Annotated in this window: 28 protein-coding genes; 3 read left to right on the top strand and 25 right to left on the bottom strand. The window is 41.1% G+C overall.

What is annotated here, in order from left to right; all coding sequences use genetic code 11:
- Positions 1–35: 35 nt before the first annotated feature.
- The 4 genes from K7B67_RS06745 to iscB all read right to left on the bottom strand — a co-directional run bounded on the left by K7B67_RS06745 (position 36) and on the right by iscB (position 2,941).
- Complete coding sequence (locus K7B67_RS06745) at positions 36–533, bottom strand: CvpA family protein (protein WP_252179594.1); 498 nt, start codon at positions 531–533, stop codon at positions 36–38.
- Between the two features lie 113 nt (positions 534–646).
- On the bottom strand, positions 647–931 hold the full coding sequence (locus K7B67_RS06740) for a helix-hairpin-helix domain-containing protein (protein WP_252179593.1): 285 nt from the start codon (positions 929–931) through the stop codon (positions 647–649).
- Positions 932–1,233: 302 nt separating this feature from the next.
- Entirely contained in the window at positions 1,234–1,488 is a 255-nt protein-coding gene (locus tag K7B67_RS06735) for a hypothetical protein (protein ID WP_252179592.1), read from the bottom strand.
- A gap of 112 nt (positions 1,489–1,600) precedes the next feature.
- Positions 1,601–2,941, bottom strand: coding sequence for an RNA-guided endonuclease IscB (gene iscB, locus K7B67_RS06730; RefSeq protein WP_252179591.1), 1,341 nt, complete (start codon positions 2,939–2,941; stop codon positions 1,601–1,603).
- Between the two features lie 540 nt (positions 2,942–3,481).
- On the opposite strand from iscB, the gene K7B67_RS06725 reads away from it, so the two are divergent.
- On the top strand, positions 3,482–4,906 hold the full coding sequence (locus K7B67_RS06725) for an ATP-binding protein (RefSeq protein WP_256484766.1): 1,425 nt from the start codon (positions 3,482–3,484) through the stop codon (positions 4,904–4,906).
- 149 nt (positions 4,907–5,055) lie between these two features.
- Here K7B67_RS06725 and K7B67_RS06720 read toward each other — a convergent pair whose 3' ends face one another.
- The 21 genes from K7B67_RS06720 to K7B67_RS06615 all read right to left on the bottom strand — a co-directional run bounded on the left by K7B67_RS06720 (position 5,056) and on the right by K7B67_RS06615 (position 24,950).
- The gene (locus K7B67_RS06720; protein WP_252179588.1) at positions 5,056–5,592 is read right to left on the bottom strand and encodes a Uma2 family endonuclease; all 537 of its coding nucleotides are present in this window, start codon (positions 5,590–5,592) and stop codon (positions 5,056–5,058) included.
- 372 nt (positions 5,593–5,964) lie between these two features.
- On the bottom strand, positions 5,965–6,654 hold the full coding sequence (locus tag K7B67_RS06715; RefSeq protein ID WP_252179587.1) for a hypothetical protein: 690 nt from the start codon (positions 6,652–6,654) through the stop codon (positions 5,965–5,967).
- Complete coding sequence (locus tag K7B67_RS06710) at positions 6,651–7,049, bottom strand: RusA family crossover junction endodeoxyribonuclease (protein WP_252179585.1); 399 nt, start codon at positions 7,047–7,049, stop codon at positions 6,651–6,653. The genes K7B67_RS06715 and K7B67_RS06710 overlap by 4 nt, the downstream gene beginning before the upstream one ends.
- Before the next feature lie 177 nt (positions 7,050–7,226).
- Positions 7,227–7,700 (bottom strand): polysaccharide biosynthesis protein, encoded by a 474-nt coding sequence (locus K7B67_RS23985; protein WP_346658263.1) that lies wholly within the window; start codon positions 7,698–7,700, stop codon positions 7,227–7,229.
- A 223-nt stretch (positions 7,701–7,923) separates the two neighbouring features.
- On the bottom strand, positions 7,924–8,406 hold the full coding sequence (locus tag K7B67_RS06700) for a hypothetical protein (RefSeq protein WP_252179584.1): 483 nt from the start codon (positions 8,404–8,406) through the stop codon (positions 7,924–7,926).
- A gap of 114 nt (positions 8,407–8,520) precedes the next feature.
- Entirely contained in the window at positions 8,521–10,362 is a 1,842-nt protein-coding gene (locus K7B67_RS06695) for a nucleoside-diphosphate sugar epimerase/dehydratase (protein ID WP_256484857.1), read from the bottom strand.
- A 493-nt stretch (positions 10,363–10,855) separates the two neighbouring features.
- A complete protein-coding gene (locus K7B67_RS06690) occupies positions 10,856–12,340 on the bottom strand; it encodes an aminotransferase class I/II-fold pyridoxal phosphate-dependent enzyme (protein ID WP_276576725.1) in 1,485 nt (494 codons plus the stop codon).
- A gap of 10 nt (positions 12,341–12,350) precedes the next feature.
- On the bottom strand, positions 12,351–12,968 hold the full coding sequence (locus tag K7B67_RS06680) for an acetyltransferase (protein ID WP_252179582.1): 618 nt from the start codon (positions 12,966–12,968) through the stop codon (positions 12,351–12,353).
- On the bottom strand, positions 12,958–14,088 hold the full coding sequence (neuC, locus tag K7B67_RS06675) for a UDP-N-acetylglucosamine 2-epimerase (RefSeq protein ID WP_252179581.1): 1,131 nt from the start codon (positions 14,086–14,088) through the stop codon (positions 12,958–12,960). The genes K7B67_RS06680 and neuC overlap by 11 nt, the downstream gene beginning before the upstream one ends.
- The gene (gene neuB / locus K7B67_RS06670; protein ID WP_252179580.1) at positions 14,088–15,122 is read right to left on the bottom strand and encodes an N-acetylneuraminate synthase; all 1,035 of its coding nucleotides are present in this window, start codon (positions 15,120–15,122) and stop codon (positions 14,088–14,090) included. Before neuB ends, neuC begins: the two co-directional genes overlap by 1 nt.
- A gap of 38 nt (positions 15,123–15,160) precedes the next feature.
- Positions 15,161–16,252, bottom strand: coding sequence for an acyltransferase (locus K7B67_RS06665; RefSeq protein WP_252179579.1), 1,092 nt, complete (start codon positions 16,250–16,252; stop codon positions 15,161–15,163).
- Positions 16,253–16,414: 162 nt separating this feature from the next.
- Positions 16,415–17,524, bottom strand: a complete 1,110-nt coding sequence (locus K7B67_RS06660; RefSeq protein WP_252179578.1) for an N-acetyl sugar amidotransferase — start codon at positions 17,522–17,524, stop codon at positions 16,415–16,417.
- Between the two features lie 2 nt (positions 17,525–17,526).
- Positions 17,527–18,813 carry an N-acetyl sugar amidotransferase gene (locus tag K7B67_RS06655; RefSeq protein ID WP_252179576.1) on the bottom strand — a complete coding sequence of 429 codons (1,287 nt, stop codon included), beginning with the start codon at positions 18,811–18,813 and terminating at the stop codon, positions 17,527–17,529.
- A gap of 12 nt (positions 18,814–18,825) precedes the next feature.
- A complete protein-coding gene (locus tag K7B67_RS06650) occupies positions 18,826–19,635 on the bottom strand; it encodes a HisA/HisF-related TIM barrel protein (protein WP_252179575.1) in 810 nt (269 codons plus the stop codon).
- Entirely contained in the window at positions 19,628–20,284 is a 657-nt protein-coding gene (gene hisH / locus K7B67_RS06645) for an imidazole glycerol phosphate synthase subunit HisH (RefSeq protein ID WP_252179574.1), read from the bottom strand. Before hisH ends, K7B67_RS06650 begins: the two co-directional genes overlap by 8 nt.
- Entirely contained in the window at positions 20,284–21,081 is a 798-nt protein-coding gene (locus K7B67_RS06640) for an SDR family oxidoreductase (RefSeq protein WP_252179573.1), read from the bottom strand. The genes hisH and K7B67_RS06640 overlap by 1 nt, the downstream gene beginning before the upstream one ends.
- A gap of 1 nt (position 21,082) precedes the next feature.
- Entirely contained in the window at positions 21,083–21,796 is a 714-nt protein-coding gene (locus tag K7B67_RS06635; protein WP_252179572.1) for an acylneuraminate cytidylyltransferase family protein, read from the bottom strand.
- Positions 21,786–22,781, bottom strand: a complete 996-nt coding sequence (locus tag K7B67_RS06630; RefSeq protein ID WP_252179571.1) for a Gfo/Idh/MocA family oxidoreductase — start codon at positions 22,779–22,781, stop codon at positions 21,786–21,788. Before K7B67_RS06630 ends, K7B67_RS06635 begins: the two co-directional genes overlap by 11 nt.
- Positions 22,782–22,786: 5 nt before the next feature.
- Positions 22,787–23,995 carry a CDP-glycerol glycerophosphotransferase family protein gene (locus K7B67_RS06625; RefSeq protein WP_252179569.1) on the bottom strand — a complete coding sequence of 403 codons (1,209 nt, stop codon included), beginning with the start codon at positions 23,993–23,995 and terminating at the stop codon, positions 22,787–22,789.
- A gap of 51 nt (positions 23,996–24,046) precedes the next feature.
- Complete coding sequence (locus K7B67_RS06620) at positions 24,047–24,601, bottom strand: acyltransferase family protein (RefSeq protein WP_252179568.1); 555 nt, start codon at positions 24,599–24,601, stop codon at positions 24,047–24,049.
- Between the two features lie 43 nt (positions 24,602–24,644).
- Positions 24,645–24,950, bottom strand: coding sequence for a hypothetical protein (locus tag K7B67_RS06615; RefSeq protein WP_252179566.1), 306 nt, complete (start codon positions 24,948–24,950; stop codon positions 24,645–24,647).
- A gap of 433 nt (positions 24,951–25,383) precedes the next feature.
- On the opposite strand from K7B67_RS06615, the gene K7B67_RS06610 reads away from it, so the two are divergent.
- Both K7B67_RS06610 and K7B67_RS06605 read left to right on the top strand, forming a co-directional pair.
- Complete coding sequence (locus K7B67_RS06610; RefSeq protein WP_346658273.1) at positions 25,384–26,235, top strand: IS630 family transposase; 852 nt, start codon at positions 25,384–25,386, stop codon at positions 26,233–26,235.
- A 469-nt stretch (positions 26,236–26,704) separates the two neighbouring features.
- A complete protein-coding gene (locus K7B67_RS06605; RefSeq protein WP_252179565.1) occupies positions 26,705–26,983 on the top strand; it encodes a transposase in 279 nt (92 codons plus the stop codon).
- Positions 26,984–26,989 lie beyond the last annotated feature (6 nt).

Raw genomic sequence — 26,989 nt, 5'->3', positions numbered from 1 at the left:
CGTCTTTAGAGACTGTTTTTTTTCAAGAGTTCATTTCAACCGGCTTGCAGCACAGGTTCAACCCACTGGACTACGGTTTGTCTGGACCAGTCTGCAAGCAGTAAAAAGTGTGGCAATAGTACCGAATCTTGCCATGCTTCGTCATTCTCTAATGGCGCAAATGTCATTAATCCCACCACCAGCACTACCAGCAGGCAGCCCCTGAGTCCTCCAAATACCATGCCCAGCATTCTATCAGTACCCGTAAGGCCGGTGACTTCAACCAATTCTGAAAACAGTCGACTCACCAAGCCACCCACCAACAGGGTAGCGACAAAAAGCAGAATCGATGCGGAAATGACTCTGACAGAAGGGGTTTCGACGTACTGGGTCAACAAGTTCGCAACACTGCCATTAAACGTCCAGGCCACAAAAATAGCCGCAACCCAGGTCAGAAGAGAGAGAACTTCCTTAAAAAAGCCACGTTTAAGGCTGATGAGAGCAGAAACAGCAACGATGGCCGCAATAACCCAGTCAATCCAGGTAAAGGTCAAGGGAATACTCCTAAACAAGTCTTAATTCAGACCAGACTATCGGTTTTGGAGCATGGACTCAACATACAAAAAAGCCCGTCACTCTGGACGGGCTTTTTTGTGGAAGTGATTCACTACTCTTCAAAAATAATCCTGGATTCGTTTTTCTTCATAAAGGCTTCACCAATAAACTTCACTCGGTCAAGGTCATCCATACTCTTGAAAGGGCCGTGCTCTTTACGGTGTTTTACTATTTCTTCTGCGGTTCGTCTGCCCACGCCGATGAGCTTTTCATCCAGTTCCTGAACAGTGGCTGTGTTGACATTAACGACCCACTTTTGTTCATCGCTGTTGGCAAATGAACCGCTAGAAAGCATCAGAAGGCTGGAAAGAGCAATGGTTGATAGAAGTTTTGTCATAATCAAACATCCTTATTGATTATTGAAGTTTGGCTTCGGATATCTCGAAACCGTTATTTTCAGTTTTAGACCTTTTTTTAAAAAAAAACCAAGTAGATTAAAAAAATTTAAGAACACCACAAAGCGATTGAATGTAAACGACTGATTTTATAAAGAACTCAGGGCAAACTTCAGGATAAGCACTCGGACAATAAAGCCAATATTTTGACCATGCGGTAATACAGAGAATACTCTTTCTTTCATCGTTGACAGGAAAAGATTGCGGCTGTGCGCAATCCATTCTTATTAGTCAGGTGACGTGATTATTTTTTGAGGAGAGATACGATGATGGATAGGGTGTCTTCAATTCTGTCAAGGCGTTTGTCAATCGCATCGAAACGTTTGTCGTGCTCGTCCAAGCGTTTGTCAAGTGCATCGAAACGTCTGTCGTGCTCGTCCAAGCGTTTGTCAATCGCATCGAAACGTCCGTCGTGCTCGTCAAGACGTTTGTTCAGCTTTTTAATATGGCTGTTTGCTTCACCGACTGTGCTAACCAAATCAGTCAGGGTGTCTAGCATGTGGTCAAACTCTGTCGACTGGTACTTGGACTTTAAACTCACTTTATTTACTCATTTTTCCTCAACTGGATACCCCGTACTTCTAGTGCGGGGAGGAATGTTGACTTGCTCGTTAGAGCAAGCTGTAACCATAACCATCCACAGACTGAATTTTCTGACAGTTTCTCCATGAAATTCCTTGGATGGTATCACTTTCAGTCTTGATGTTGAATGAGCCTGTCGTTCTCACTGCAACCCGTCCTGTATACGCTCCTTGCCGTTTACCGGCCGGAACGATAGCCTTGATGATATCTCCAGTCTGAAACCCCTGAACCTGCTTAGAACCTTTAGCTTTTGTACGGGGAAACCCATGCTTGTCAACTCTACACATTTGTCGTGAGCCTCTACCCATAGCCTTAATGATTAAGGGTTGTGTGCTCTCTGCTATGTATACACTGGCTCCTGACTCCCCTACACAAGCGGCATCGATCCAGTGCTCTTTCTTGTATCCTTGCTGAGTGCGGTTGAACTTCGTTCTACCGCCAGTAGCAAAGATGGTAGGAAGACCGATAGCCTGAACACGTCTGGCGGTTTCGTTTCTTGTGGCATTGACAGCAGCAGCATCTTTCAAACAATTGACCTTCTTTCCTTTCAGGATGTTGGTCACATTTCTGACTCTTGCTGTATCCAGCTTGTTCTTGTTCTTTTTCTTTGAAATAGATTCAAGCCACTGCTTAGGGTGGATGGCTCCTTTCTCTTCATTGCATGTACGACATGCAATGTACAAATTGCCGATCCGGTTTGAGCCTTTCAGGGCTCTGGATATGAAATGTTCGATGTTGAGGATTGGGTCGTTACTCACTCCCTTACAGTAAGAACACTTGTGTCCATCTCGATACAACAAATATTGTCTCAACTCAGTGCCAAACAACGTACCACGTTGATACTCGACTCCTGAAATGTCTGGATTCTCCATAAGTTGCATATCGAACTTAACACGCTCAACAGCTACATTACTGATGGGTGCTTTCAGGCAGAGCCTTTTAGTCCAAGTCTCAGTATTGAAAACCCGACTCATAAGGCTAGGCGGTAGCCAACCTTCGGGTCTTGTTCGATTCATGAAACGGGCTTTTCTATAGCGGGTTTTCCGGTTTCTTCTGGCTCGACGTGTTGCACGTCGAGACTCAAGAGAATCCTTAACCCTCTGTCCTCTATGCTGGAGTTCAGCAGCAAAGACAACTTTCTTTCCACGATCACAGTCAGCAACAACGGCTATGCCTGTTGTTTTGCTTCCAACGTCGAATTTGAGTTCCAGTGGCTGTACATCGCCACCTTCTCTTTCCTTCAGGATGATTGTGAAAGGATAGCGTCTGAAGACAGCCGCTTTACCCTTGTCTAACAGCTTTCTTGCCCTTGCCGGATGGCAAGGCATAAGAGGCTTTTTGTTTTTGTCTAATACGAACACTCGGTTCATACGTCGTTGTCCTTAGATTTGGTGCTTACGCATCGTTCTAGCCTTGCGGCAGTAAAGTTCACCTCGACAATGTTATCCAGCGGTTTCGAGATAGGAACACTTCGATTAACCCTCAATACGATGTTTAATCCCTATCCTTAGAGCTTGGGACTGGTGAAGCATCCCAAGGTAACTATATATTCGTTGGTAACGTAGCAACCTTGCGGTTACTGAGTCTGGTCACTTCTAACCCTAAATTGAGAGCTTTCTCAAGCCCCGTCCTTCAGGGCGGGGTTCAGTGACTAAGATTGCAAGAGTGATCAGCATAGCAGTGATCAGCATAGCAGTGATTAAAATATAGGGAGCAAAAAATTTACTCAGCCTGCCAAGAGTCCAAACCGACCTGCACTGGCTGCTAGAAAAAGGCTATTTCTTCCCGTAAATTATGTCGAGTAGTCGTCAAGTCCGGGCTTGCCCAATAATCCAATAAGATCAATCTATTGACTTTATCTAACCCTGAAGCACAATTAAGATCAACTTTTTGATCTTAATATAAATCCTATGTTAACTATATCTGGCAATGAGATAGTAAAGCGCCTCTATTTCGATAACCCCTGGTGGGAAACCTCCAGTGTTGAATCCAGGTACCAAAGCTATCCCAGGAGGTTTTATTTCACTCCTTTCTTTGAACTGGTCAGGGAATCATCCATAAACCGGGCTGCCGTCTTAATGGGACCCAGACGAGTCGGTAAAACCGTTATGGTTTACCACACCATTGAAAAGTTACTTGAAGAAGGTGTAAGCCCGACCAACATTCTCTACGTTTCTCTGGAAACACCTATATACACGGGTCTTTCGCTTGAACAAATTTTAAATTTTTTTAGCGAAGAATTTAAGCATAAAAGAGACAGTAAGCTCTATATCATTTTTGATGAGATACAATATCTTCCAAATTGGGAAGTTCATTTAAAATCACTGGTTGATTCCTATGTATCTCACAAATATATTGCCACAGGTTCAGCGGCCCCTGCTCTGAAACTGAAAAGTCGTGAGTCCGGTGCCGGTCGATTCACAGAATTCCTGCTTCCACCGTTAACATTCGCTGAGTACCTTTCGTTTATCAATAAGTCAGATAAACTGATGAGCTATGACCATGGGTTTTGGGAAGCTTTAGATATAGAAGAGCTCAACAAAGAGTTTGTAAACTATCTGAACTATGGCGGCTATCCAGAAGCTGTATTTTCAACATTGATACAAGAAAACAGCTCCAGATTCATAAAAAGCGACATCATTGATAAAGTGCTCTTAAGAGACTTACCAAGCCTGTATGGAATCAATGATGTTCAAGAACTGAATAAGCTTTTTAATGCCATAGCCTACAACACTGGTAATGAAATAACGTTAGAGGCACTGTCAAAATCATCAGGCGTTTCAAAAAACACCATAAAGAAATATATTGAATATTTAGAAGCGGCTTTTCTAATAAAGATTATTCACCGCGTAGACATCAGTGCAAAAAAATTCAAAAGGGCAACAACCTTTAAAGTCTACCTCACAAACCCTTCAATGAGAGCAGCTCTTTTTGGCCCTGTTGAGGAAAACCATGAAGCTATGGGAGCCTTGACAGAAACAGCCATCTTCAGTCAGTGGTTCCATAATGCTGATATAGAAAACCTGCACTACGCTCGTTGGAAAGCAGGTGAAGTTGATATCGTCTGGCTAAACCCTGCCACTCAAAAACCCTACTGGTGTGTTGAAGTAAAATGGTCTGATTTACCATGCTCTGACTTCAGATACTTAAAGGGAATTGTCGCATTCATTAAACAGCATAATTTAGATGATGGCTTAGTCACCACAAAAACACTGTCACGGAAGCAAATCGTTGATGGTGTTGACTTACGGTACAAGCCCAGTGCTGCTTATGCATATACCCTGGGGGCAAACATGCTCGGAGAATTAAATCAGGTAGTCGGAGAACTATCTTGAAAACACCGGGGACTAATACTCGTACTGACAAAAAAGTATCCCCTTTGTTCCGACGCTGGGGAGGCTGTCGCAAAACTCTGGCTCCCATGCTTTTAGGCCCTGTGGGTCCCAGCGTGGGAACGAGGGACGGGTTTGCGCCAGCATTTCGATCAATATATATCCATTACAGAAAGTTCCAGACCAACTGAACGTAAGTACAAAGTGTCTCCTTCCCTATAACGCTGGGTACACCATTGACCTCCTTCCCGCCGGTATAGATCGACCAGAACCTCATATTGAGAAACCAGCATGTATTCCTCCAGAGTCGCTATTTGGGTATAGGCCTCAAGTTTGGCAAAACGATCATGCTGCTCGGTAGACTTTGAAAGAATCTCAATAATCAGCTTTGGGTTTTCTTCTACATAATCATCATCAGAGCCATGTCCGCAAGACACCATGATGTCGGGATAAAAGAAAATATGATCGCTATCAGAGCCGGCACTGACCTTCATGTCAGACGCAAAAACATCACAGCCAGTGCCAGAAAGATGCTGGTGAAGCCTCGTTGCCAGAGACACGGTTAATAAGTTATGCCTGCGACTACCACCCACCATAGCGTAGACATAACCATTGATGTATTCGCTTTTCGATTTAGCGGCCTTTTCAGACTCAAGATAGGCATCAACGGATAACAGTGGATTTTTCATAGCATGTTGCATCTGGCTCACCGATGGTTTCTGAAAAATGAGCCATTCAATATAGACAGAGATTAAGCAAAAATCACAGCGCAGCAATAATCAGTAATAGCTCAAAGCGCCGCGCTCAGGTTTCGATTCAACCGGCCTGGACTGATCTATCCAGTCCACCTGTAGTCGTCCCACAATTTTTTGTGTTCCATCGCCATACTGATTTCAGGATGGCTGGTGCCTGTCAGCGGCTGTAACTGAACTACTATGAAATACCAAAAGGATTGACGGTAACAATTGCAAAATCTCAAGGAGAAAGTCTTTGAACCTGAACAATTCAAAAGGCATGGCCGAATTAACCCGGCGTTTTCAGCATTTCCTTCCGCCTTTCCTTCAAGTATTTTCCCTGTGAGCACTTCCATAATTGCACTGCAATCCTGACAAAAGAGCTTCTAATATTTTTATCCCTGTGTTCAACTGATCGACTTGAACTTCCGTTTTAAAACCATGAGCAGCTTGATTTCTCAATACTATTATCTGCTTCAAGTACTCATACTGATCAATAGATAATTCCCCACTAGAATACAAGTGATCAGATAATTTATTAAACGGTAATCTTTCTACTGGTAATTTTGTATTCAGAGCTAAAACCCTTAAGCAACTTTCCATTGTACTCCATAAATAAAGTAGAGCCGCATCAAGGATGCCTATTTTTATCAGCTGCTCAACATTTCCTTTGCGCTCATCTATTTCATCTCTACTGAATAGAGATTCAATACTGTATGAAAATAAATCGCCCCCTTCATCCTCAAGGGTGACTAATATGAACCTCCACCCTTCGTGCTTTGAAATTTCATTTGAAATATTATGGAATTTATCAATAGAGATTCGTTTAGCTGAGGACTTTATTTCTATGATAAGACCTTCATCACCTTTTGTGGCAACAATATCAGGCTGATAATTTTCAAGGGTGAAAGGTAGTGACTCTCTTTGAGGTTGTAAATTTACAGTGTATCCTTTCTCGCGCAATTCATTAGCAAGCTCATTTGCTTTTTGTTCGTACTGTTCAAAAAAAGATTTCATAAGTATTCCTCTAGAGCACTAGCAAGTTCAACTCTAATATATACACTTTCTTCACCTGTCGCCGCTGCTTCAGCTAGCATAGATGGCAAATTAGTAACATCAATACCATCGGACAAATAGCGCCGATGGCTTTCTACGTCTGTGATTTGCAAATCATCGGCGAATACAAGACTACTAAGTGCGTCCTGGATAGGTTTAATTATATTGTCCATATCGACAGGTGATTCGTTACAAAAATAAACGACTGTTAAATGTATGTTGTTATCTTCTGTTAGAGGTGGGGCACGCCAACACTGCCTGGCCCTCCCATAAATAAAGTCTTTCCATGCTTGAAGATTTTCTCGTCTCTTTACCTGGAGCGATACTGGCCTTTTATGCAATACAAACTCAATCACATTGTACTACCTTGCTAATTTCTCGTAACCTCACGCTACGCAATCAAGCCTTGTTTTCTTGGCTTATGAGCAAGAATAGTTTTACCTATAATCATCAAAAATCAAGATATCCAGTACAGAAAGTTCAGGATAGACTGAACTAGACGAGATTAAGCAAAAACCAAAGTACAACAATCATCAGTGATAGCTCAAAGCCCCACGCTCAGGTTTCGATTCAACCGGCCTGGACTGATCCATCCAGTCCACCACATCAGACGACGGACTAAAGCCATTGACATAACTGGCAAGCAGATTTCTCAGATCATGAAAGCGCCGTTCACGAGCCACCTCAAAAACAGTTTCTAAGGCCAGCCTGTAGTCGTCCCACAACTCTTTGTGTTCCATCGCCATACTGATTTTCGGATGGCTGGTGCCTGTCACATTGTCGCCTATCAACAATTCTTCATAGAGCTTTTCACCGGGACGTAAACCTGTGTAGACAATCTCAATATCCCCTTCAGGATGACTTTCGTCTTTAAGCGTCAGGCCAGACAAATCAAAAGCCATGGGCCGGTAAATACGCCTTCCTTGAATTGCACGACCGGCGTTGTCTCTTTTGTCATCTATAAAAGCGACCGGCTGATACTCAATCCCCTTATCCAAAGCAGACATCACCTGGACCCCTGCCGCACCTGCGCCATAAATGGCAACAGGAATACCGCAGTTTGAGAATAGATGAAGTGCAGCGCCTTGACACCCATACAGCCCCTCGCTCTCCGTGGTAATGCATACAGATGGCTGGTGACACTCCGATGGGAGTGAGTTGAACCAGGCTCGAGAACAACACTATAAGATTGCGGCGGGGCGCAATCTATCCTTATTCATTACGCAGCGGTTAACTGGGAAGTCTGGTCAATATGAGCTTTAAGACTTCTTTGATTTCCGCATTGTCTGCTTTCAGTGCAGCAATATCTTTTTCTTGCTGGTCAAACCGCTCTCTGACCTCATGTTTGAATTCACTAAATTCTTTTTCTTGCTGGTCAAACCGCTCATTGACTGCATGAAACTGCTCTTTGACCTCATGTTTGAATTGACTCAGTTCTTTGTCTTGCCGGTCAAACTGCTCTTTGACCCAATGAAACTGCTCGTTGACCTCATGTTTAAATTGACTCAGTTCTTTGTCTTGCCGGTCAAACTGCTCTTTGACCCAATGAAACTGCTCGTTGACCTGATCTTTGAATTGACTTAGTTCTTTATCTTGCTGATCAAACCTTCGGTGCATTTCCCCACGGGTATTACCCAGAGCATGAACCACATCAGTCAAGGTGTTGCGCATATGATCAATCTCTGTCGGCTGAGGCTTTGCTTTCGCACTCACTGGCATAACTCCAATCAATATAAATGAATGAAATAGAGTAGCAGAGATTAAACCAGGTAGCCGGAAACTATCTTGAAAAACACCGAACGAGGCAAAACCACAACACAACAACAATCAGTGATAACTCAAAGCCCCACGCTCAGGTTTCGATTCAACCGGCATGGACTGATCCATCCAGTCCACCACATCAGACGACGGACTAAAGCCATTCACATAACTGGCAAGCAGATTTCTCAGATCATTAAAGCGTCGTTCCCGGGCTACCTCAAACACAGTTTCCAAGGCCAGCCTGTAGTCGTTCCACAACTCTTTGTGTTCCATCGCCATACTTATTTTTGGATGACTGGTGCCTGTCACATTGTCGCCTATCAACAATTCTTCATAGAGCTTTTCACCGGGACGTAAGCCTGTGTAAACAATTTCAATATCCCCTTCAGGATGACTTTCGTCTTTAAGGGTCAGGCCAGACAAATTAATCATCCGCTTAGCCAGGTTCGCTATTTTGACAGGCTGCCCCATGTCCAAAACAAAAACCTCTCCCCCGGTAGCCATGGCACCGGCCTGAATCACCAGCAGCGCAGCCTCCGGGATGGTCATGAAATACCGATTAATGTCCGGGTGAGTCACCGTCACAGGGCCGCCGGTTCGAATCTGTTCACGAAACACAGGAATAACTGAGCCACTTGAACCCAGTACATTGCCAAACCGCACCATAGTAAAACAGGTATTCACCGGTATTTTTGTGCCTGGCGCAACGCCAAACTGATCTGAGTGAAACAACTTCACTGAGCTTTCATCCGCCAATCCCTGCAAAGCCATTTCTGACAAACGTTTTGATGCGCCCATAACATTGGTGGGTCGAACGGCTTTATCCGTCGATATCAGTACAAAACGTTCTACCTGAGTCACAATGGCTGCCTGTGCCGCATACAGTGTACCCAGCGTATTGTTACGCAACCCTTCTTCGATATTGTGCTCAACGATAGGTACGTGTTTATAGGCAGCCGCATGATAAAGCGTATCCACAGAAAATCTGCGCATGGTTTCAATCAAACGATCCGGATTATTGACCGAACCCAGTATTGCCGCAATCTGAACGGCTTTACAGTCATGTAAACGATTTTGCGCCTTGATTAAATCCTGCTCGACGGAATAGAGACTGAATTCACTGTGTTCATAAAGAACCAGGCACAAAGGCTTCTTCTTAAGGATCTGCCGACAAAGCTCAGAACCAATAGACCCCCCTGCCCCGGTCACCATGACCACTTTACCCGTAATACACTTCTCCAAAAGGTCTTGCCTTGGAGCCACTTCGTCCCTGCCGAGCACATCACCAATATCAACAGGCTGAATTTCCTGCATTTTCATGCGACCACTGGCCAGGTCAGACATGGCGGGTATGGTTCGAATCGGCAGACCGTGTTGCTCAAGTTCCTGAACGATCTCTTTCCGCCTTTGTCTTGTCGCTGAGGGTATAGCCAGCAACACTTCCTGGACGCCTGTTTCCTGGACCATCTGCTCAAAAGCTATGGGCCGATAAATACGCCTTCCCTGAATTGCACGACCAGCGTTGTCTCTTTTGTCATCTATAAAAGCGACTGGCTGGTACTCAATTCCCTTATCCAAAGCAGACATCACCTGAACCCCTGCCGCACCTGCGCCATAAATGGCAACAGGAATACCGCGGTTTGAGTGTCCCTGCCTTTTGGGAAAAAACTCAGGAAAAATATCGGCTATGGATTCCTCTAACAACCAACTCCTGATCACATAGCGAGAGATGGTCATGGTTGGCAGTAACAGGAGCCAATAGATGAAAGGGATGGAGCGAGGGAGATGGGCCTGCCCGGAAACAAATCCGGCCAGCATTAGACAGATGGCGGAATAGGAGCAGGCTTTGAAGATTACTATGAGAGAATCGGAGCCCATGTAGCGGAGGACGGCTCGGTACAGGCCCATTCTGATCAGGAAAGGTAAGGTGACTGCTATGGCAACAATGAATGCAGGGTAATATTGAGATAATGAGTCTGTCACTCCCAAACGTATATAAAAAGCTAACCACAGACAAAGTAATATTCCTACTGTATCAAATAGTAAAGTAATTAACCGTTTGCCTGATCGGGGTAGTGTGAGTAATATCTGCCGCATAAAAACCTACAAGATAAACCTGAATATAGTTATCAAATAATCATATCATTTTGATAGCTTTTACATTCTATCAACAAGTAACGCATAAAAAATCTATTTTGTCACATGAAAATCATAGCTGCCTTTGAACGCCTTCCTTGTTCGGGTATTTTGGGGGCTCTGGGAGGTAAATCCTATGATCCAGGGTCTGTAGTTTTGCTCAGCATGAGACTTTCACCCATACTAAATTCAGTACTTTCCTTTAGGGTGACTCGGTTTCCTGAATACAGCGACCTTAGAATTTTTTCCAAAATCTTAAACAGTCTCATGCTCGATGACTTTTTCTAAGAATATATTTTATTTTTTCAACAACAAAATAAATCTGTTCCTCATTCATGCTAGAGCCAGATGGGAGGCACAGGCCAGATGCAAATAGACCTTTGCAAAAATCAATGTCAGAATGCTTAAAATATTGCACCCCAGTAAACAATGGCTGCAAATGCATAGGTTTCCATAAATGACGAGCTTCAATATTGAATTCATTCAGTTGTGTAATCATTGAAGCAGGAGAAATATTTGTTTTTTTAGGATTTAGACTTAATGCAGTCAACCATCTATTAGAAAAATCACCTTCAGGTTCTGGCATCCAGTCAAGGCACTCAAAATCAATTAGAGCCTCTCTATATATCTCAAAAATCTTCCTGCGCGCGGTTACTCTTTTATCAAGGACTGATAATTGACCCCGCCCAATACCTGCCAGTACATTACTCATACGATAGTTGTAGCCAACTTCAGTATGTTCATAATGGGGTTCAGGCATTCTAGCCTGCGTAGAAAGATACCTTGCCTTCTCGATCATAGCTTGATCGTCAGATATCAGCATGCCGCCACCCGATGTGGTAATGATTTTATTTCCATTAAATGAAAACACACCGAACTTTCCGAAAGTTCCAGTATGCTGACCTTTGTAAAGACCACCTAATGACTCTGCAGCATCTTCAACGACAGGTACATCATATTTATTACAGATGGCTATGATATCTGCCATTTTAGCGCTCTGACCATAAAGATGTACAACAATCACTGCCTTTGGCTTTTTACCTATTTCTAAACTTCTTTGAAATGCACACTCCAAAGCTTGAGGAGACATATTCCAAGTATCAGGTTCAGAATCAATAAATACAGGTGTTGCACCTTGATATAAAATTGGATTAGCACTGGCAATGAAAGTAAAACTAGAACAAAAAACAGTGTCTCCATGAGAAACGTCTAACAACCTTAAAGCCAAATGAATGGCAGCCGTGCCAGAGCTTAACGCTGCGGCATGCCCTGTCTTCACATACTGTGCGATTTCTTTTTCAAAACCATCAACATTTGGCCCTACAGGTGCTACCCAATTTGTAAGAAAAGCTTCTTCAACATATTTTTGTTCTAAGCCTCCCATGTGTGGAGTAGAAAGAAGTATTCGAGGCTGTATTTCACTTCTCAAATGCAGCGAAACAGGGCATCCATCATTATTAACTGCAGGCAACTGGCTAATTCCATGGTCATTCATGATAGAAAGTGCATCTTGATCAGAAATGCTTGCTGGAACGGTAACAGGTTTTTTATCAGGGAGCTTTTCCAAGGTATCTTCCATTCCATAACCGGATAAAAGCAACCTGCGAATATCGCCATCTGTCACTGTACGCCGAAGCTGCCCCTTCTTATTAATCTGTAATAAAACAGAAGCTCCACTTTTATCAAGCAAAAGCAGGGCTTCCTTCAAAGTACATTGATTTGAAACTAAAATCTCTTCGAGATCTTGCATAATTACTCCATTAAATTGCTCTTCCCGGTATACCCATTACTGTTTTACCTTCGGGTATATCAGAGGTAACAACAGCTCCAGCACCAATAACTGCACATTTCCCTATTTTCACCATTGGCAGAACAGTTGCTCCAGCACCAATTAATACCCCCTCTCCAACACTAACACCTCCACAAAGAGTAGAGTGAGGAGCAATATGACTAAACGCACCTATATGGCAATCATGGTCAACAACCACACCGTGATTAACAATACAACCGTATTCGATGATTGTTTCAGCTGCAATAACAGTACGAGCGGCGATAAAAGTACCATCATGAATCGTAGCGGAGGGTGATATAATGGCATCAGGGTGAATCACAGAGTGTAGCGAGCAATTTAGTTGCTCAATCCAATTGCACAAACTTCTTCTTACTTGGTTATTACCAATCGCAATGTGGCAAATGTTAGGTAAGATACTGCTGGAATCTAGTAAGGTTACTCGGTACTTTTCAAGAAGTAGTGTATCAACCTTTTCTGATGACTGATCCACTACATTCAAAACTAACTGTGGACTCGAAAGATTGCAGGCTTCAATAACAACTTTTGCATGACCGCCTGCTCCAATAATGAGTAAATCAGTAGGCATTTGCTTTCTCTAAAACAGCACTGTCGAGAGTTACATCATTTAAAAAACGAACAATTTTATCTGAAGCTGTACCATCACCATATACGTTCGTCCACTTTTTTCCACGAATTGACATTGCCTGCATCAATCCGTTTCTAATCTCGATCTGACTGGTGCCAACGTCTACTACATTAGCACTGCGCTCTCTGAGATTCTGTCTAGTGCCAACATTTAGTACTTTAGTACCAAGCGAGGCTGCCTCGATGATGCCGCTACTTGAGTTCCCAACCAACACGTCAGCGTATTTGACCAATGACAAAAAGTCATTTCTAGGCACATGAATTGCCAACTTTAAATTAGGGTGATCTTCAAGCTTGTCAATCTCTCGTTTGATCTCTTGACCTCCTGCATCTGAATTAGGCATCAGCATCAGTACAGGCTGCCCCAGTTCAAGTACAACAGACAATAAGTTATTAACTTGCTCAGAAAGAGAGTCAATTTGCTGAACTACTGGGTGAAAAAGAACAAGAAATAAAGGTTTATTAGGATTTAATTCATAACGGTTGAACAACAATTCTTTTTGCACAAATTTCAGATTCACAATAGAGTCAAGCCCAGGAGCACCTGTAACTACAATATTGTCAGGCATCTCTCCCATTCTAATTAACCGCTGTCGAGAGTTTTCTGTAGCGACAAGATGATAGTGTGCAAATTTTGTTATTGCATGACGAATAGACTCATCAATTGTACCTGAACGCTCACCACCATGAATATGAACAACCGGAATATTAAGGTGAGCTGCGGCAATAGCACCAGCAAGCATCTCTCCTCTATCGCCTAATAAAAGCAGTACATCAGGCTTTTCAATTTCCAGAATGTGCGTATAAGCGATAATATTTTCTCCAATTGCAAGAGACATGTCTCGTTTGGAGGACCCTGATAAAGAAACCGGAACCTTATGCACTATATCAAGACCTGCATGCTTAATTTCTTGCCAGGTATTCCCATAATCTTCAAGCAAGTGCATACCTGTCACTATTATACTTAGAGATAATTCAGGGTGACTATGAATCTTTTTCAGCGTATCTTCCATCAGGCCAAAATCAGCCCGTGTTCCCGATACATAAAAAACCTTGCGCACTAGATCAGATCCTGCCAGTTAATTTGTGTACCTTCTCGACCAGATACTTTTAGACATCGACCAAGCACCTTCTCCAACTCTTTTGGAGGAATTCCCGTTCCGGGTCTTAATAAGATAATATCCTCTTCTCTAAGAGGCTTATTTGCCGGAATATCTGAAGCCAGTGTTATACTGCGACGCACCAAGTCTCTAACAGGCAACTCACTATCGCTGGGCTTTTTCTCACCAGTCCCAAGGCAAACTTCTATTTGGCGAATTTGTCTAACCATTTCAGACAATTCATTAGGCTCAAGTGAAGCTTTGTGATCAGGTCCGTCCATCTCACGATCAAGCGTAAAGTGCTTTTCAATAACCGTTGCCCCCATTGCTACGGCTGCAACAGGCACTAGAATACCATCGGTATGATCTGAATAACCGACACTAAGATTAAACTCTTCAGCTAAACTGGTCATTGCTCTGAGATTGACATCCTCATGCCTGGCTGGGTAGTTAGAGGTACAATGCAAAATGGCTAAATAATCACGCAAAGCACCTTTTAGATTCAGCCGTATACGTTCAGATCTTATAGCTTCCACTGCATCATAAACCTCTTCCAATGAAGCCATACCAGTAGATAAGATAATAGGCTTGTCGAATACACAAAGCGCCTTTAAAAGCGGTATATTCGTTAGCTCACCAGAGGGAACTTTCAGCCGCTCCATTCCTGATTCGATCAGGTATCGTGCAGAATCAATATCGAATGGCGTTGACATAAATTCGATATTTTTTGTCTTGCAACGCTCAAACAACTGCTGATGAAAGTCTTCAGACATTTCCAGTTTTTTTAGCATCGAATGCTGATCATCAACACCAGTTCTATCGAGCTGGTACTGAGCGGTTTTAGCCTGCCTCGATACAAGCTGTTCTGCCTTAAAGGATTGAAACTTAACGGCATCAGCACCTGACTTTGCAGCTACATCAATAAGTTGTAGAGCTAAATCGACCGAACCATTATGATTTACACCAGCTTCGGCGATGATAAAGCATGGTTTCATTTTGACATATCCAGAATCAGTATAGAGATGGATTAAAATCACAGAGTAGTTATTCTATTTCCTAAAGAAATATTTTTATCAATAAGAAAATACAACTTATCTTTTATATTTCTAGTTGCTTTTCCCTCAATATAAAACCCCATGATATATGCAATAGTATTTGACAACAAAAAACCCACAAAAAATATTAAGACTCCACCACCATAGTGGGAAACTAAAAAATCATACAGAGAATAATGAATTAGATACAAAGTATAAGAATAATTAGCAAGCTTACTAGAAATCAACAAGATTAATTTATTTAAATCTAATAGAGAGGCCACCTCAACAAAAAACAATATAGAAATTGATAAAAACAATGCAAATAGTTTATCGTACTCAACAAGAGTATTTAACACTCTATAAACTGCCAAAATTAAAAACAAAACAAAAGCAAGAATTTTTTTATTGAAAGAAAGACTTCTTACGTAGCCTTTACTCCAAACTAGAAATACCCCCACCCCTAAAAGCCAATATAAAAATAAACCATTCCCTCTACCCCCGATGAAATTATATAATGGTACAATCATGAAAATTAATGCTAGAAATATATATTTAGTCTTTTTATCTCTAAAAAAAAAGAACAAGCTTCCAACAAAAAGATATATCCACCATTCTATAGCCAATGTCCAAAATGGTCTAGCTGAACCGAAACTGGTAGCAAAACTAAATACAGGGTAATCTTGAAGCATTAATAAATTTGCAATAAACGTTATTGGATTATAAGCCGCATAATATTGATATACATCACTACTTTTAGTCAAACTCAGAAAATCAATAAAAACAACAAAAAGTAGTGCCGGTATAAATGTCACATAGATTCTTGAGAACCTATCAGAAACATAATGATAATAGGTATAACCATTATTATTTCGCTTCCCAGCTAAGGAGTATGCTATAAGAAAACCTGACAATATAAAAAAAATAACAACGGCAATATTTTGCATCCATGGTGCATTTGGTTGATGAAGCGATGTCAAAATACCACAAAAGGAAATACCATGACCGATAACAACAAGTAGTGCTGAAATTGCTCTTAAAAAATCAAGTGAAGCAGATTCTTCTTTTGAAAGATGTCGAAAATCAATCATTCCAAACCAACTGTGAGCATCAAATTAAATGTAGAAATCTGTATTTTTTTCGCTACATCTTATGCTAAATACAAAAAAATAAAGACGATAATACTTTCTAATTTTGACCTGCAAGCGTAAGTATTTCCAATACATAGACAGCAGGCCGTTCCACTTAACGATTTAAGTGCGTAATGGATATTTTAAAACCCATTCCCCCCCCTTCATTTCCCAAATATCTTTATTCCTAAATTTATCTACAGTCTCCCAGAACTCCTCTTCCGAAATTTTATGGAAGCGTAAGAAATCCTGAAAATACTCCTTTGGAAACTCATCAGATAAACGGTTTACAATTTCAACAGCTTCATTCCGACTCATTCGATTATTCCAAATATCATAGCAGCATTGATCTGTTGCTCGCCAGAAACCAAATTTAAGGTACTTAAACCAGATGTTGATTTCACAAAGTTTTTCGTCAATGTTATCATAATTTAGATAATTACCAGACAAAGGACCTGCTCGACGTCCAGTAAAACCTCGTTCTTTTACAATCTCGTAGTTTTTTCGCCCATACCAGTGCAAGAAATGACCTAAATAAATACTATTCACGTTAGCATTTTTTAGTTTGTCATAATCAGGATATTTATAAAAAAATACATCCCTTTCAGAGATGTCAGCGCCCAGCCAATCACTCACTGTTTTTTCTTTGATCAGGTCACTTTTATTGATAGCAATAGCACTGGGCTTGCTTTCTTGTCTTTGCAAGCCGCCAAATTCAAAAGCAATATCTTCACCCCATACTACCAAGGGAACTTCATAAATTAGTGCAGTGTTAATAACGCTCGAAAACATTGCGCAATGCTCTGCCCAGTTGGGCTCACCTTGCTCAAGAAAGCATTTTCTTCGAATATTTCTGAAAACACTGGGCTTAATTGTTATTTTCATATGATCAACATTTAAGCCTTTGATCATATTATTAAGGTTTTCTATTCCTTCCGTTGTTGGTAGGTGCGAAGCCAAGGTCACACAAAGCACTTTTAACCCAAAGCGTTCAGCGAGCATCATTGCCTGAAACCAGCTATCTTTGCCACCGCTGACTGGCACTATGCAATCATAAAATGGATAGTTTTTTGCTTTAATTTCAGCAATTAGAGTTTCCAATTGCTTGAAGCGTTCATCCCAATCTAAGCTTTCTTTTATCTCTTTTGTTCTACAGGCATTACAAAAACCACGCTCATCAAGAACTACCCCTGGCTTTGTATCCGGCATCACACAGTTGGCGCAGTATTTCATAGTTAGCCCTCAACTGCTTTAAAGTTAAATTCATCAATGTAAGACCGACCGAGTAAAATGTACTGATCAGTAATTTCATGTTCTTCAAGAAGATGAGTCATTTTATATTCTCTGGGATCAGTCACAGGCCGTTCAAGCTTCAAATCAGCTTCTGTATTTTGATGATTATCTACAGAGTCTTTTAGATGCCATAACCCATCTTCATTTTTATGCCAAATTCTTAAGTCTCTAAAGGGGTCAAGATAGCTTAAGAAGGTCTCTTCAGAAATATCAAGCCAACGCAAAAACTTATCCAGTTGCTTAGGTTTAACTGACTGGTATTCTCTCACCCTTTCAATAGCCTCACTGCGGCTCAAACGCCCAAGCCTGATATCACGTGAGGCATGGTCACTAACCTTTCCGAAGCCGTATTTTAGAAACTTCACATAGTCGTGTACACTGGCATTGTTACCACAATAAATTGATTCGTAAGTATTGTAGGTTCTTTCCTGAGGTGATGTTTCATAGCCATATTTCTCAATCATCTCTTCTATCTGCTTTTGAGAATCCCACAAAACATAATTTCCAAGGTAGATTCCACGTACGCGGGATTTTTCTAGTTGCTCATCGCTAGGGTATGTATAAGCTTGGAGATCTTTTGCAGAAATTTTAGTACTGCTGCCTAGTAAAGACTCTGCATCTAAACGACGAAGTGAGTGCTCTTTACGCACTTTTTTTGTCATTTCAACTTGATCATGATGAGAAAACATACCCACCTGATCCAACCAACCATTAACACCCCAAATAATAAGAGGAATGTCCAACTTTGTAGCCACCTGTACGGGAAAGGTCTGGCTGCCAGCCAAGACATGCCAGTAAATATCACCAATTTTTTTTAGAGTGATTCTGGTTATTTCCTTTATTGTATCTGGTCCAACAGTTGACATCATATGATCACAATCAAGCTCTGTGATCAGGCGGGCAAGGTTACGCACCCCCACTTTTGTACTAAAGTGTGTGTTATAGGTAACAAGCAGTGGGTTAAGCTGAAAGCGGTTTTTTATAGTATCTACCACAAAGAAATCATCGCCTGTACCTGTCACAGGAATAATACAATCGTAACTGGTACCAGGACGCTCACGATACTGAGAGAACAGCTTGTCTAACTCTTTTTGCTTACTATCCCAGTCAATCTGGTACTTTTCTTCATGCACTAGGCAACCACTACAAATACCACGATCATCAAAGATAGGGCTCAGTGGGTGGTTTTCGGGATACACACAACGTTTACAGTATTTCATATTACTCATCTGACCCCTTGTTTAATAAGGCCGACCCATAGCATCGAACTCGAAGTTTTCATACTTCACACTTGAACTCAGCCGCACATCAACGCCATGATTTAAAAGGGTAGATTTGGCGGCAATAGTACTATGCTCACTGTGCTGGAAAATATTGGCAGCAGCTACAGCCTGGCAACCACCCTTGAGTACCCCCGCAGGCAAATGCTCAAACCGGCCCACACCACCACAAGCAATTACAGGTATCCTTAATGTGGAACTAACAGATTTCAATAGATCAATATCATAACCGGTTCTAGCACCATCACGGTCGACAGAGTTCAGAAAGATCTCACCAGCCCCCAACGCTTCCAACTCCATAGCATAATCTGATGGGAGTTTTTCTGTGACAACCTTTTGTGAATGGTCATATACTCTGTATCCATTAGGTGTTAACTTAACATCAATAGACACCGTCACGCACTGACTACCATAGATATAAGAAGCTTCGCTGATAAAAGCTGGATTATGTAATGCAATAGTGTTTACGCATATTTTATCAGCACCCGCATTGAGTAAATTTTTTACATCCTCAGTGTTTTTTATACCGCCACCAATTGTCAGTGGAACAAAACATTCTGTTGTAGCCCATTCTACTAACTGTAAGTTCGGACTTCGCCCGTTCTTAGTTGCATCAATGTCCAGGATGACAATTTCGTCTACATCCCAGTTAACGAAAAACTCAATTGCTGTTTTAATATTACCAATGGGCAAATAACGATTAAAATTATAGCTTTGAACAACAAGGTCACCTTTTGTGATAATGCATGGAATCAGTCGAGACTTAAGCACAGTTCAATTCCTCCGCCCAGCGTATTGCCTGCTTTATAGAATTCATCCCATTTACCTGACTTTTTTCTGGATGAAACTGCATGCCTAATATATTCTTACATTGAACAGCTGCGGTAAACTCTTTACCGTATTCAAATGTAGCTATTTTATATTTTTCTGGACAGTCGGCATAAAACGCATGAACAAAATAAAAATTCTTATCATCTCTCAATTCATCAAAAACAACAGAGGGGCGCTTGATAATAAGATCATTCCAACCAACATGAGGTATACGATACTCCTTATCTAAGGCCATAAATTTGACATGACCAGGTATCCAAGAAAGACCTTCGTTAACACCACCTTCTTCTGAGGATTCAAATAACAGTTGCATACCAAGACAAATACCAATAATAGGCTTATGTTTGTTTAGCACTTGATCGTTCAATAATTCAATTAATTTTCGTTTTCTGAGATTTTCCATTGCATCTGGAAAAGCACCAACACCAGGCAAAATAAGAAGATCAGACTCTTTTATTAAGTCAGGTTCAGAAGATATATCAATTTGAAAATCACCTATATGCAGTAATGCATTTTTTATTGAACGAACATTTCCCATTCCGTAATCAATAATGGTGACTTTTTCCACCTTACGTGTTGAACTTTCCATTATAAGCTCCAGCCACCATCCACAATAATATTTTGCCCAGTAACATACTTAGAGAGATCTGATGCTAAGAAATGGCAGACACCTTTAAAATCTTCTTCACAGCCCATGCGCCCAAGAGGAGTCATATTCTTATAACGATTCTGGAACCGCTCATCCTGCCCTCGCTCAATGCCACCCGGGCTAATACAGTTTACTCGAATAGGCGGCAGCACAGTTGCCAGATATTTGGTTAACTGAACTAGCCCCCCCTTACTTGTGGCGTATGCAGCTGGTGTTAAATAATTCATGTCAGAGTACATAGACATTTTTTGACCTGCCACACCATATATGCTGCTGATGTTTATGATAGAGGCGGAGTAAGAGCGCTCAAGCAGTGGCAAGCAATGTTGGATTAAAGAAAACACTGATGTCATGTTAACATCAAGAGCTTTTTTCCATGTGGTTAGTTCTTGCTCCTTGAATGAAGTTGCCCAGCCCTTCAAACCCGAGGTACCCACTAGAGATGCACTATGGATAAGAACATCTAGTTTACCATAGTGCTGATTCAACCAGCCAGGCACTTCTGAAATTGCTAAGTCATCTGCCAGATCCATCGCCAACCCAAAATGCTTGCCTCCATATAGCTGAGTCAAATGGGCAATTGCTTGGTCTATAGAGGTTTGATCAAGATCGATAATTGCAATGGTTGCACCAGCTTCAGCTAGCGCCTCTGCCATTGCCAGCCCAAGGTGACCTGCCCCCCCAGTAATTAATACCACACGGTTGGTCATATCGGATAGCTGACGAAGTGAACTCATATTAAGACCTTTGACTCATCAAAAATTCTGCAAACTTAAAGTCTAATTCTGTGTCTATATCGACAGCTCTTTCATCAGGTATTAATACACTCTTCATTTTACCATCAAAAATAGATTGAGACTTTGTAATAAATTCAGGTGCACAAACATAAGCAACTGTTGTCATGTCATAAACGACAGGTGCATCTTGCCTACGAGTGCAACGAGTACCATCCGGAGCTTTGTTAACTAACTCGCATAAGCCGTTGCTATTTTTAGCAACCATGTTAAAGAATGGACTTCGTGCTGCTTCTTTAACTGTCACAACAATATCTGATTGTTCGACATGATATAAATCAATACAAGCCTCAATATCATCAACACTACGAAGAGGGGATGTAGGAGGAAGACTGACAAATATATCGAAGTTAGTATCAAAGATAGTTGTATAAGCAGCGACTGCATGTTTCCATGCAGATAACTCACTACTTTTATCATCTGCTAAATTAGAGGGTCGGATAAAAGGTACTTCTGCTCCGTATTGCCTTGCAATATCTGCAATTTCTTCATCATCTGTTGATACAATGACTTGATCTATAGATGGGCATTTTTTAGCGATTAGTATTGAATAACCAATCAGAGGAGTACCATTCATTAGCCTTATATTCTTGCGAGGCAAACCTTTTGAACCACCTCTTGCGAAAATAAAAGCCACACAACGTTTCTTACTTTTCATTAAAAAAATGCCTTGTACTTGTTGAAGAGCGAATGGCATCGACAAGAGACATAACTGTCAGTGCATCATCTATACAGATTGGAACATCACTATCATTTTCAATAGCATCGATAAACACTTTAATTTCAGACAAGTAACTTATGTTACGATTCATATCACCCTGAAAAAGAACTTCTTCCTCCTTATCAGTAAATAATATTACATTGTCAGCTATTGCATCCCAAATAATAGTTCCTTTCTCACAAATTGCTTTACATTGGCGGAAGGCTCTGCGCTGCAGTAAATCAAGGTGAATGCTTGCATTAGTACATATACCATTATTTTCGTAGCCTACTTGAGCCATTACCAAATCATCAACATCAATTTCAAGATTACTGACTTTTAACGATTGCCCTATAACATAAGTCGGTTGGCCAAAAATCCAAGACAGGTAATCAAGCTCATGACTTAACTCAAGCAGAGCCCCGCCACCGAGAGACTTCAACGCAGAGGCTGAATTGATGTAATCCATGCCTGGCCGCCAATCAGGTAGATATTGTCCAACCTCTGCCTTTACGCAAAAAGTTGCTCCATATCGACCCATTTGTAGTAATGCTCGAAAAAAAATTAACGACTCCAAAAATCTAAGATTGTAACCAACCATAACCTTAATATTATTGGCTAATGCTTTTTGCTTTAATTCCAGAATACCATATGAACTATTACTAATAGGTTTTTCAATAAATACATGAACACCATTATCAAGCAATTGATGAGCCACATTTAAGTGATATGTCGATGGTGTACAAATCAAAGCGGCCTGAGGTTCAAATGCTATTGCCTCTTCCAATTCATGTACAACAATACATCCATCATAGCTAGAAAGGTGTTCTTTTCGACGAAGGATAATAATTTCAATATTTGGATAAAGTTCTTTTAAATTTTCAAGGTGACGTTTACCAATACTGCCAAGTCCGATAATCAGAACACGCTTTATGCTAACCATAATGTTTACAGCAAATCCTTAATCACACTAATAATGTTATCTGTTGCAGAGCCAATAGTTGTTAGGGTGGAATTTCTAGGCTTTTCATTTAATGCTTGGATGATAACTTCATTTAAGTCATTCAAATCGTCAACTCCGGTAGATAGTCGCATTTCATCATAAGGAGCATTTTTCGAAAATATTGACAGTTTTATGTTGACTAATGGCTTCCTTAATAGTGCAGCCTGCATTCCTACTGTGGAAGCCAGTACTACAACACAATCAACAGCAGTTAAAAGTTGGTTTAAATCATCCTTTTGCGAACTCAACTCAATACGATCTGAATCAGTAAAGGGCAACCTACTATCATTAGGATGTGGTCTGATAACGAGCTTTATACTGGGGTCAGCATCAACCATTTTTTTTAACATTTCTTCTACTTTTAATGGTAATAATGCATCCCCCTTCTGACTTGTGTATGGATGCATTTCAGGCTCAACGTTTGACGCCCAAAGCACTATTTTATCTTCTAAAGACCACCCTTTTTTCTCACGAAACAACCTAACACACTCAGGATTCTGGTACTTACTTAATTCATCAAATGCAGGGTTTCCAGTTACAACAATCTCTCCAGGCTTTCTTCCAGCTGCAAGCATTTTTTCCTTAATATATTCAGAGATAACACAAACTTTGTTTGCAAAACCAGGCTGTCCAATCCATGAAATTTCTTGTAATGCAAATAAGTCAACTAAGCACAAAGAAGGGATTCCTAAATCCTTTGCAGCATCTACTGCCGCCCTTTCTGCCCTGGGAGAGTTAGTGGTTATTACCAGATCAGGCGCTTCTTTTTCTAATAATTTTCTCAGAGTATTTAATGGGTAAAATGCCTGCCTACCGTATTTCGCATATAATTCCTTAGCTTTATTCTTTCCAACTTTCTCTAAAAGGTCGCAATATGATAACCCCATGTATGCTATGCTTTCTTCATATGAAACCATAGAGTGGTTATGTTCCACACCAATAAGTTTCTTACCTACCTCTAAAGCATAATCATTTTCAACAACCAAATCCTTAAAACCAATGCACGGCAGATTTTTATTTTTAACCTGTTGATAAGCCGTCGTCAATGCCAAAAAGTTGCAATTAAACCCTTTTTCTAAAAATAGCTTCTCATAGACGGGGAGTAGGCCTTGAACATGACCTCCACCGTAAGACACAAAAAGAATATTTTTCACAACTTTATTTACCAATAATATTTATATAGAACAAGAAATCATTCACTAAAACTAATATTTAAGATCACTTACCAAATTAACTGATAGAGCTTTTGCCTTTTTGATCGAAGGACGTTCAATAAACTTATAGCTTAAAGATGATAGAACAAAAACTATAACTATAGAGAAGAGGTATGAATATTTCTCATCCAATAAAAATATTTTAAAAATTTTAGCCAAAGGTAAGGCTACTAGTGGATGGATTAAATAAATAGAATAGCAAGTCTCTCCAAGAAACAACAAAAACTTACCTATCCAACCCACAACCTTCAAATCCATTAAAAAAACAACAAAAACAAAAAGTACGCATATCAAAGAAAGAACTAACCTAGTATTGCCAACAACTAAGTTAATCTGCCCTCCTGAAACAGGAAAAAAAACAAACATGAAAAGCAAAAAGGCAGAAAAAAATATTAAAAGGCAGTTATTATTCTTACGCCCCCGTAAACGATCTCCCGCCATGCCCAAAAAAACACCTGAAGTAAAAAGATACAATTGCCCTAAGGGGTTCACATACAGTAACTGCTCATTTTTTGTAGGCAAAAGTGCTCGTTTTGAAATTGGCATCCTTGGTTTTACTGGGCTGTAGCCAATTGGTGGCAAAATTTGCCTACAAATTCTGAGCAGTTACCACATACACACTCCATTGGACATCAAGATTTTGAGCAGAGTCAAGCAAAATAAATGAAAAGTAAATTCCTAGAACTACACTACTGATCCAAAAAAATATTAAATTAAACTTACGTTTACCCGGAAAACTTAAAATCACAGCAAGAAGAATATAAAATACAATCTCATTACCAATAGACCAACCCCCAATAGGTAAGTACGCAGAAGGGTCTATAAAAGCAAAAAGCAATGTGTAGTTTATAAAAATTTCGTAAGCCGACAATTCAAACTCTACACCAAAAAACATACTAAACCCAAACCATCTAGAAAACCGGAGTTTAATGGATTGGTACCTAGCGCACCCCGGTATAGGGAAGGTGCGCAATCACAGTCGTTCATTTACCTGTATGACTACGCCCACTACGACATGCCAAGCCCGTCGCTATAAGTAAGATAGTTTTCATTTTTTCTTGCTTACCCATGGTATTAAAAGTCTCCCCTCAACAGTGGCAGCAGACACAAGATTGTCTGCTCCAGCAGTCCATACATGCAGCTCACCCACGTACACGAGAGCGCTTTTCTGCGCTCTATCAAGTGGCACAGGGTTCTTCTGCAACTCAGGTTGCCAAGCAATTGGGGCGGCATCTCGAAACGGTCACTGACTGGATTCACCGCTACAATTCAAAGGGGCCGGAGGCTATGGTTTATAAGCGGACTGGGGGCCGCCCCCCTTTTGTCAAATTATCAGTAAAGCTGCTGCTTGCCTGATTGACCGGACACTGGAAAAAGCAGCTAACCAGGAAAGTTCTCTTAACTCACCTCGCTGGACGTTGAAATACTTGGTTCAATGGTGTTGGGATTGCTTTCAGGTACGATGTTGCCGTGAGACCATACGACAGGTTCTTAAACGGCAGGGGTATTCATGGAAGAAAGCCAAAAAACTGCTCAACAAGGCTGACTCGGTAAAACGGGCTACCTTTCTTGAAACTTTAAAGCCGTTGCTGTCAGAAGCCACTTTCCAGAAACGCCTGCTGGTCTACATTGACGAAGCTCATATTCATCAAGATGCCGATATTGGCTATGGCTGGTCCCGTAAAGGCGAAAGACTCTGGGTCAGTTCACACTCTCCAAAGCTGGCTGACAAGATCACCTTCTACGGAATCTATTACTACAATTTTGGTCAGGTCAGAATGTGGCCTTATCCCTGTGGGCGGAAAGAGCACACCGTTAATGTTCTGGAACGAATCAGGCAGGAGAACCCTGACAGGAAAATCGACATTGTGTGGGATGGTGCATCATGGCATACCGCACACTTTGTAAGGGACGCGGGGCTACGCCTGAATTTGAACATTATCCAGATGCCAGCCTACAGCCCTGACTTTATGCCTGTAGAAGCCTTATGGCGCTGGTTCCGGGAAGATGTTACATACCATCACTGCCATAAAACGGCAGAAGATCTGCTCGAAGCCGCAAAAAAATTCGTTGAACGTATAAACCGAAATCCTGAAAAAGTAGCTGACAGACTCTGGGTCAAAGATTCTCTTAATGATGAAGAAGAGCGCCTAAGGGCAAACAATCTGTCAGAGTGGTAAAACTCCGGTTTTCTAGATGGTTTGGGTTTAGAAAGTAAATTTAGTGCTATGTATGCGGAGACCACAACTATAAACAAAGGTAAAATTCTAAAGATTCTTTTCAACAGAAATTCATAGCAGTTAAACTTATTCGCCGAGCGATTAACATAAACAATAGAAAGACTCAAACCACTTAAAATATAAAATATAGAAACAGCATAAATACCTAGTTTAGATAATAGAGAACTCGCATCAAGGCTGCCAAAAGCCCAAGAATAATAATGGAACAGCATGACTGATAACGCCATGATCCCACGTAAATAGTCCAGTGACTCAATTCTTCTAGAGTATTGATTTGATGCCTGATTCTTCATTTCTGACCACTTGTTTACTCGACTTTAGAGTTCTCAAAGGACAATAGTTCTACTTATTCATCCAAATTCTGCTAAAAGCAACCGTCTCAAGCCAAGTAAAAAGAGAGACGGTTGCCATGCTCACAGCTGACCATCGAGTGATCCTCCGGGAGCTCGCTTTTTATACAACTTTTCTTGCCGGTGCGCTATCACCAACAGCAGTACCAACGTTCTGTGAACTTCTGTTTGGCTGCCTCTTGTCAGGAGATGGTTTTGTCACCCAGTCCTTGCTATCCATTGACTACCAGCGTTTATGGAGCAGTTATCACCACTGGATTTCCCATGGCAAGTGGCGATGGAAAGATTTATCCCGTCACCTGATTCGTCTGGTTTGTTCCAAAGTCCCTTCTGAGTAACTCCCT

This window comes from Endozoicomonas sp. 4G, assembly GCF_023822025.1.
Taxonomy (GTDB): Bacteria; Pseudomonadota; Gammaproteobacteria; order Pseudomonadales; family Endozoicomonadaceae; genus Endozoicomonas_A.
Note: the sequence above shows the minus strand (reverse complement) of the source record. Positions and strands in the feature narration are given on the sequence as shown.

What these genes read in the sequence shown, in the direction of transcription:
- K7B67_RS06680 (WP_252179582.1), bottom strand. Translation starts at nt 12,968, where the DNA reads ATGCCTACTGATTTACTCATTATTGGAGCAGGCGGTCATGCAAAAGTT.
- K7B67_RS23985 (WP_346658263.1), bottom strand. Translation starts at nt 7,700, where the DNA reads ATGTCTGCTTTGGATAAGGGGATTGAGTATCAGCCGGTCGCTTTTATA.
- K7B67_RS06615 (WP_252179566.1), bottom strand. Translation starts at nt 24,950, where the DNA reads ATGTTTTTTGGTGTAGAGTTTGAATTGTCGGCTTACGAAATTTTTATA.
- K7B67_RS06660 (WP_252179578.1), bottom strand. Translation starts at nt 17,524, where the DNA reads ATGAAATACTGCGCCAACTGTGTGATGCCGGATACAAAGCCAGGGGTA.
- K7B67_RS06665 (WP_252179579.1), bottom strand. Translation starts at nt 16,252, where the DNA reads ATGATTGATTTTCGACATCTTTCAAAAGAAGAATCTGCTTCACTTGAT.
- K7B67_RS06635 (WP_252179572.1), bottom strand. Translation starts at nt 21,796, where the DNA reads ATGAAAAGTAAGAAACGTTGTGTGGCTTTTATTTTCGCAAGAGGTGGT.
- K7B67_RS06720 (WP_252179588.1), bottom strand. Translation starts at nt 5,592, where the DNA reads ATGAAAAATCCACTGTTATCCGTTGATGCCTATCTTGAGTCTGAAAAG.
- K7B67_RS06605 (WP_252179565.1), top strand. Translation starts at nt 26,705, where the DNA reads ATGCTCACAGCTGACCATCGAGTGATCCTCCGGGAGCTCGCTTTTTAT.
- K7B67_RS06725 (WP_256484766.1), top strand. Translation starts at nt 3,482, where the DNA reads ATGTTAACTATATCTGGCAATGAGATAGTAAAGCGCCTCTATTTCGAT.
- neuB (WP_252179580.1), bottom strand. Translation starts at nt 15,122, where the DNA reads ATGAAACCATGCTTTATCATCGCCGAAGCTGGTGTAAATCATAATGGT.
- K7B67_RS06695 (WP_256484857.1), bottom strand. Translation starts at nt 10,362, where the DNA reads ATGGGCCTGTACCGAGCCGTCCTCCGCTACATGGGCTCCGATTCTCTC.
- K7B67_RS06655 (WP_252179576.1), bottom strand. Translation starts at nt 18,813, where the DNA reads ATGAGTAATATGAAATACTGTAAACGTTGTGTGTATCCCGAAAACCAC.
- iscB (WP_252179591.1), bottom strand. Translation starts at nt 2,941, where the DNA reads ATGAACCGAGTGTTCGTATTAGACAAAAACAAAAAGCCTCTTATGCCT.
- K7B67_RS06630 (WP_252179571.1), bottom strand. Translation starts at nt 22,781, where the DNA reads ATGGTTAGCATAAAGCGTGTTCTGATTATCGGACTTGGCAGTATTGGT.
- K7B67_RS06735 (WP_252179592.1), bottom strand. Translation starts at nt 1,488, where the DNA reads ATGCTAGACACCCTGACTGATTTGGTTAGCACAGTCGGTGAAGCAAAC.
- K7B67_RS06620 (WP_252179568.1), bottom strand. Translation starts at nt 24,601, where the DNA reads ATGCCAATTTCAAAACGAGCACTTTTGCCTACAAAAAATGAGCAGTTA.
- K7B67_RS06715 (WP_252179587.1), bottom strand. Translation starts at nt 6,654, where the DNA reads ATGAAATCTTTTTTTGAACAGTACGAACAAAAAGCAAATGAGCTTGCT.
- K7B67_RS06690 (WP_276576725.1), bottom strand. Translation starts at nt 12,340, where the DNA reads ATGCAAGATCTCGAAGAGATTTTAGTTTCAAATCAATGTACTTTGAAG.
- K7B67_RS06640 (WP_252179573.1), bottom strand. Translation starts at nt 21,081, where the DNA reads ATGAGTTCACTTCGTCAGCTATCCGATATGACCAACCGTGTGGTATTA.
- K7B67_RS06740 (WP_252179593.1), bottom strand. Translation starts at nt 931, where the DNA reads ATGACAAAACTTCTATCAACCATTGCTCTTTCCAGCCTTCTGATGCTT.
- hisH (WP_252179574.1), bottom strand. Translation starts at nt 20,284, where the DNA reads ATGGAAAGTTCAACACGTAAGGTGGAAAAAGTCACCATTATTGATTAC.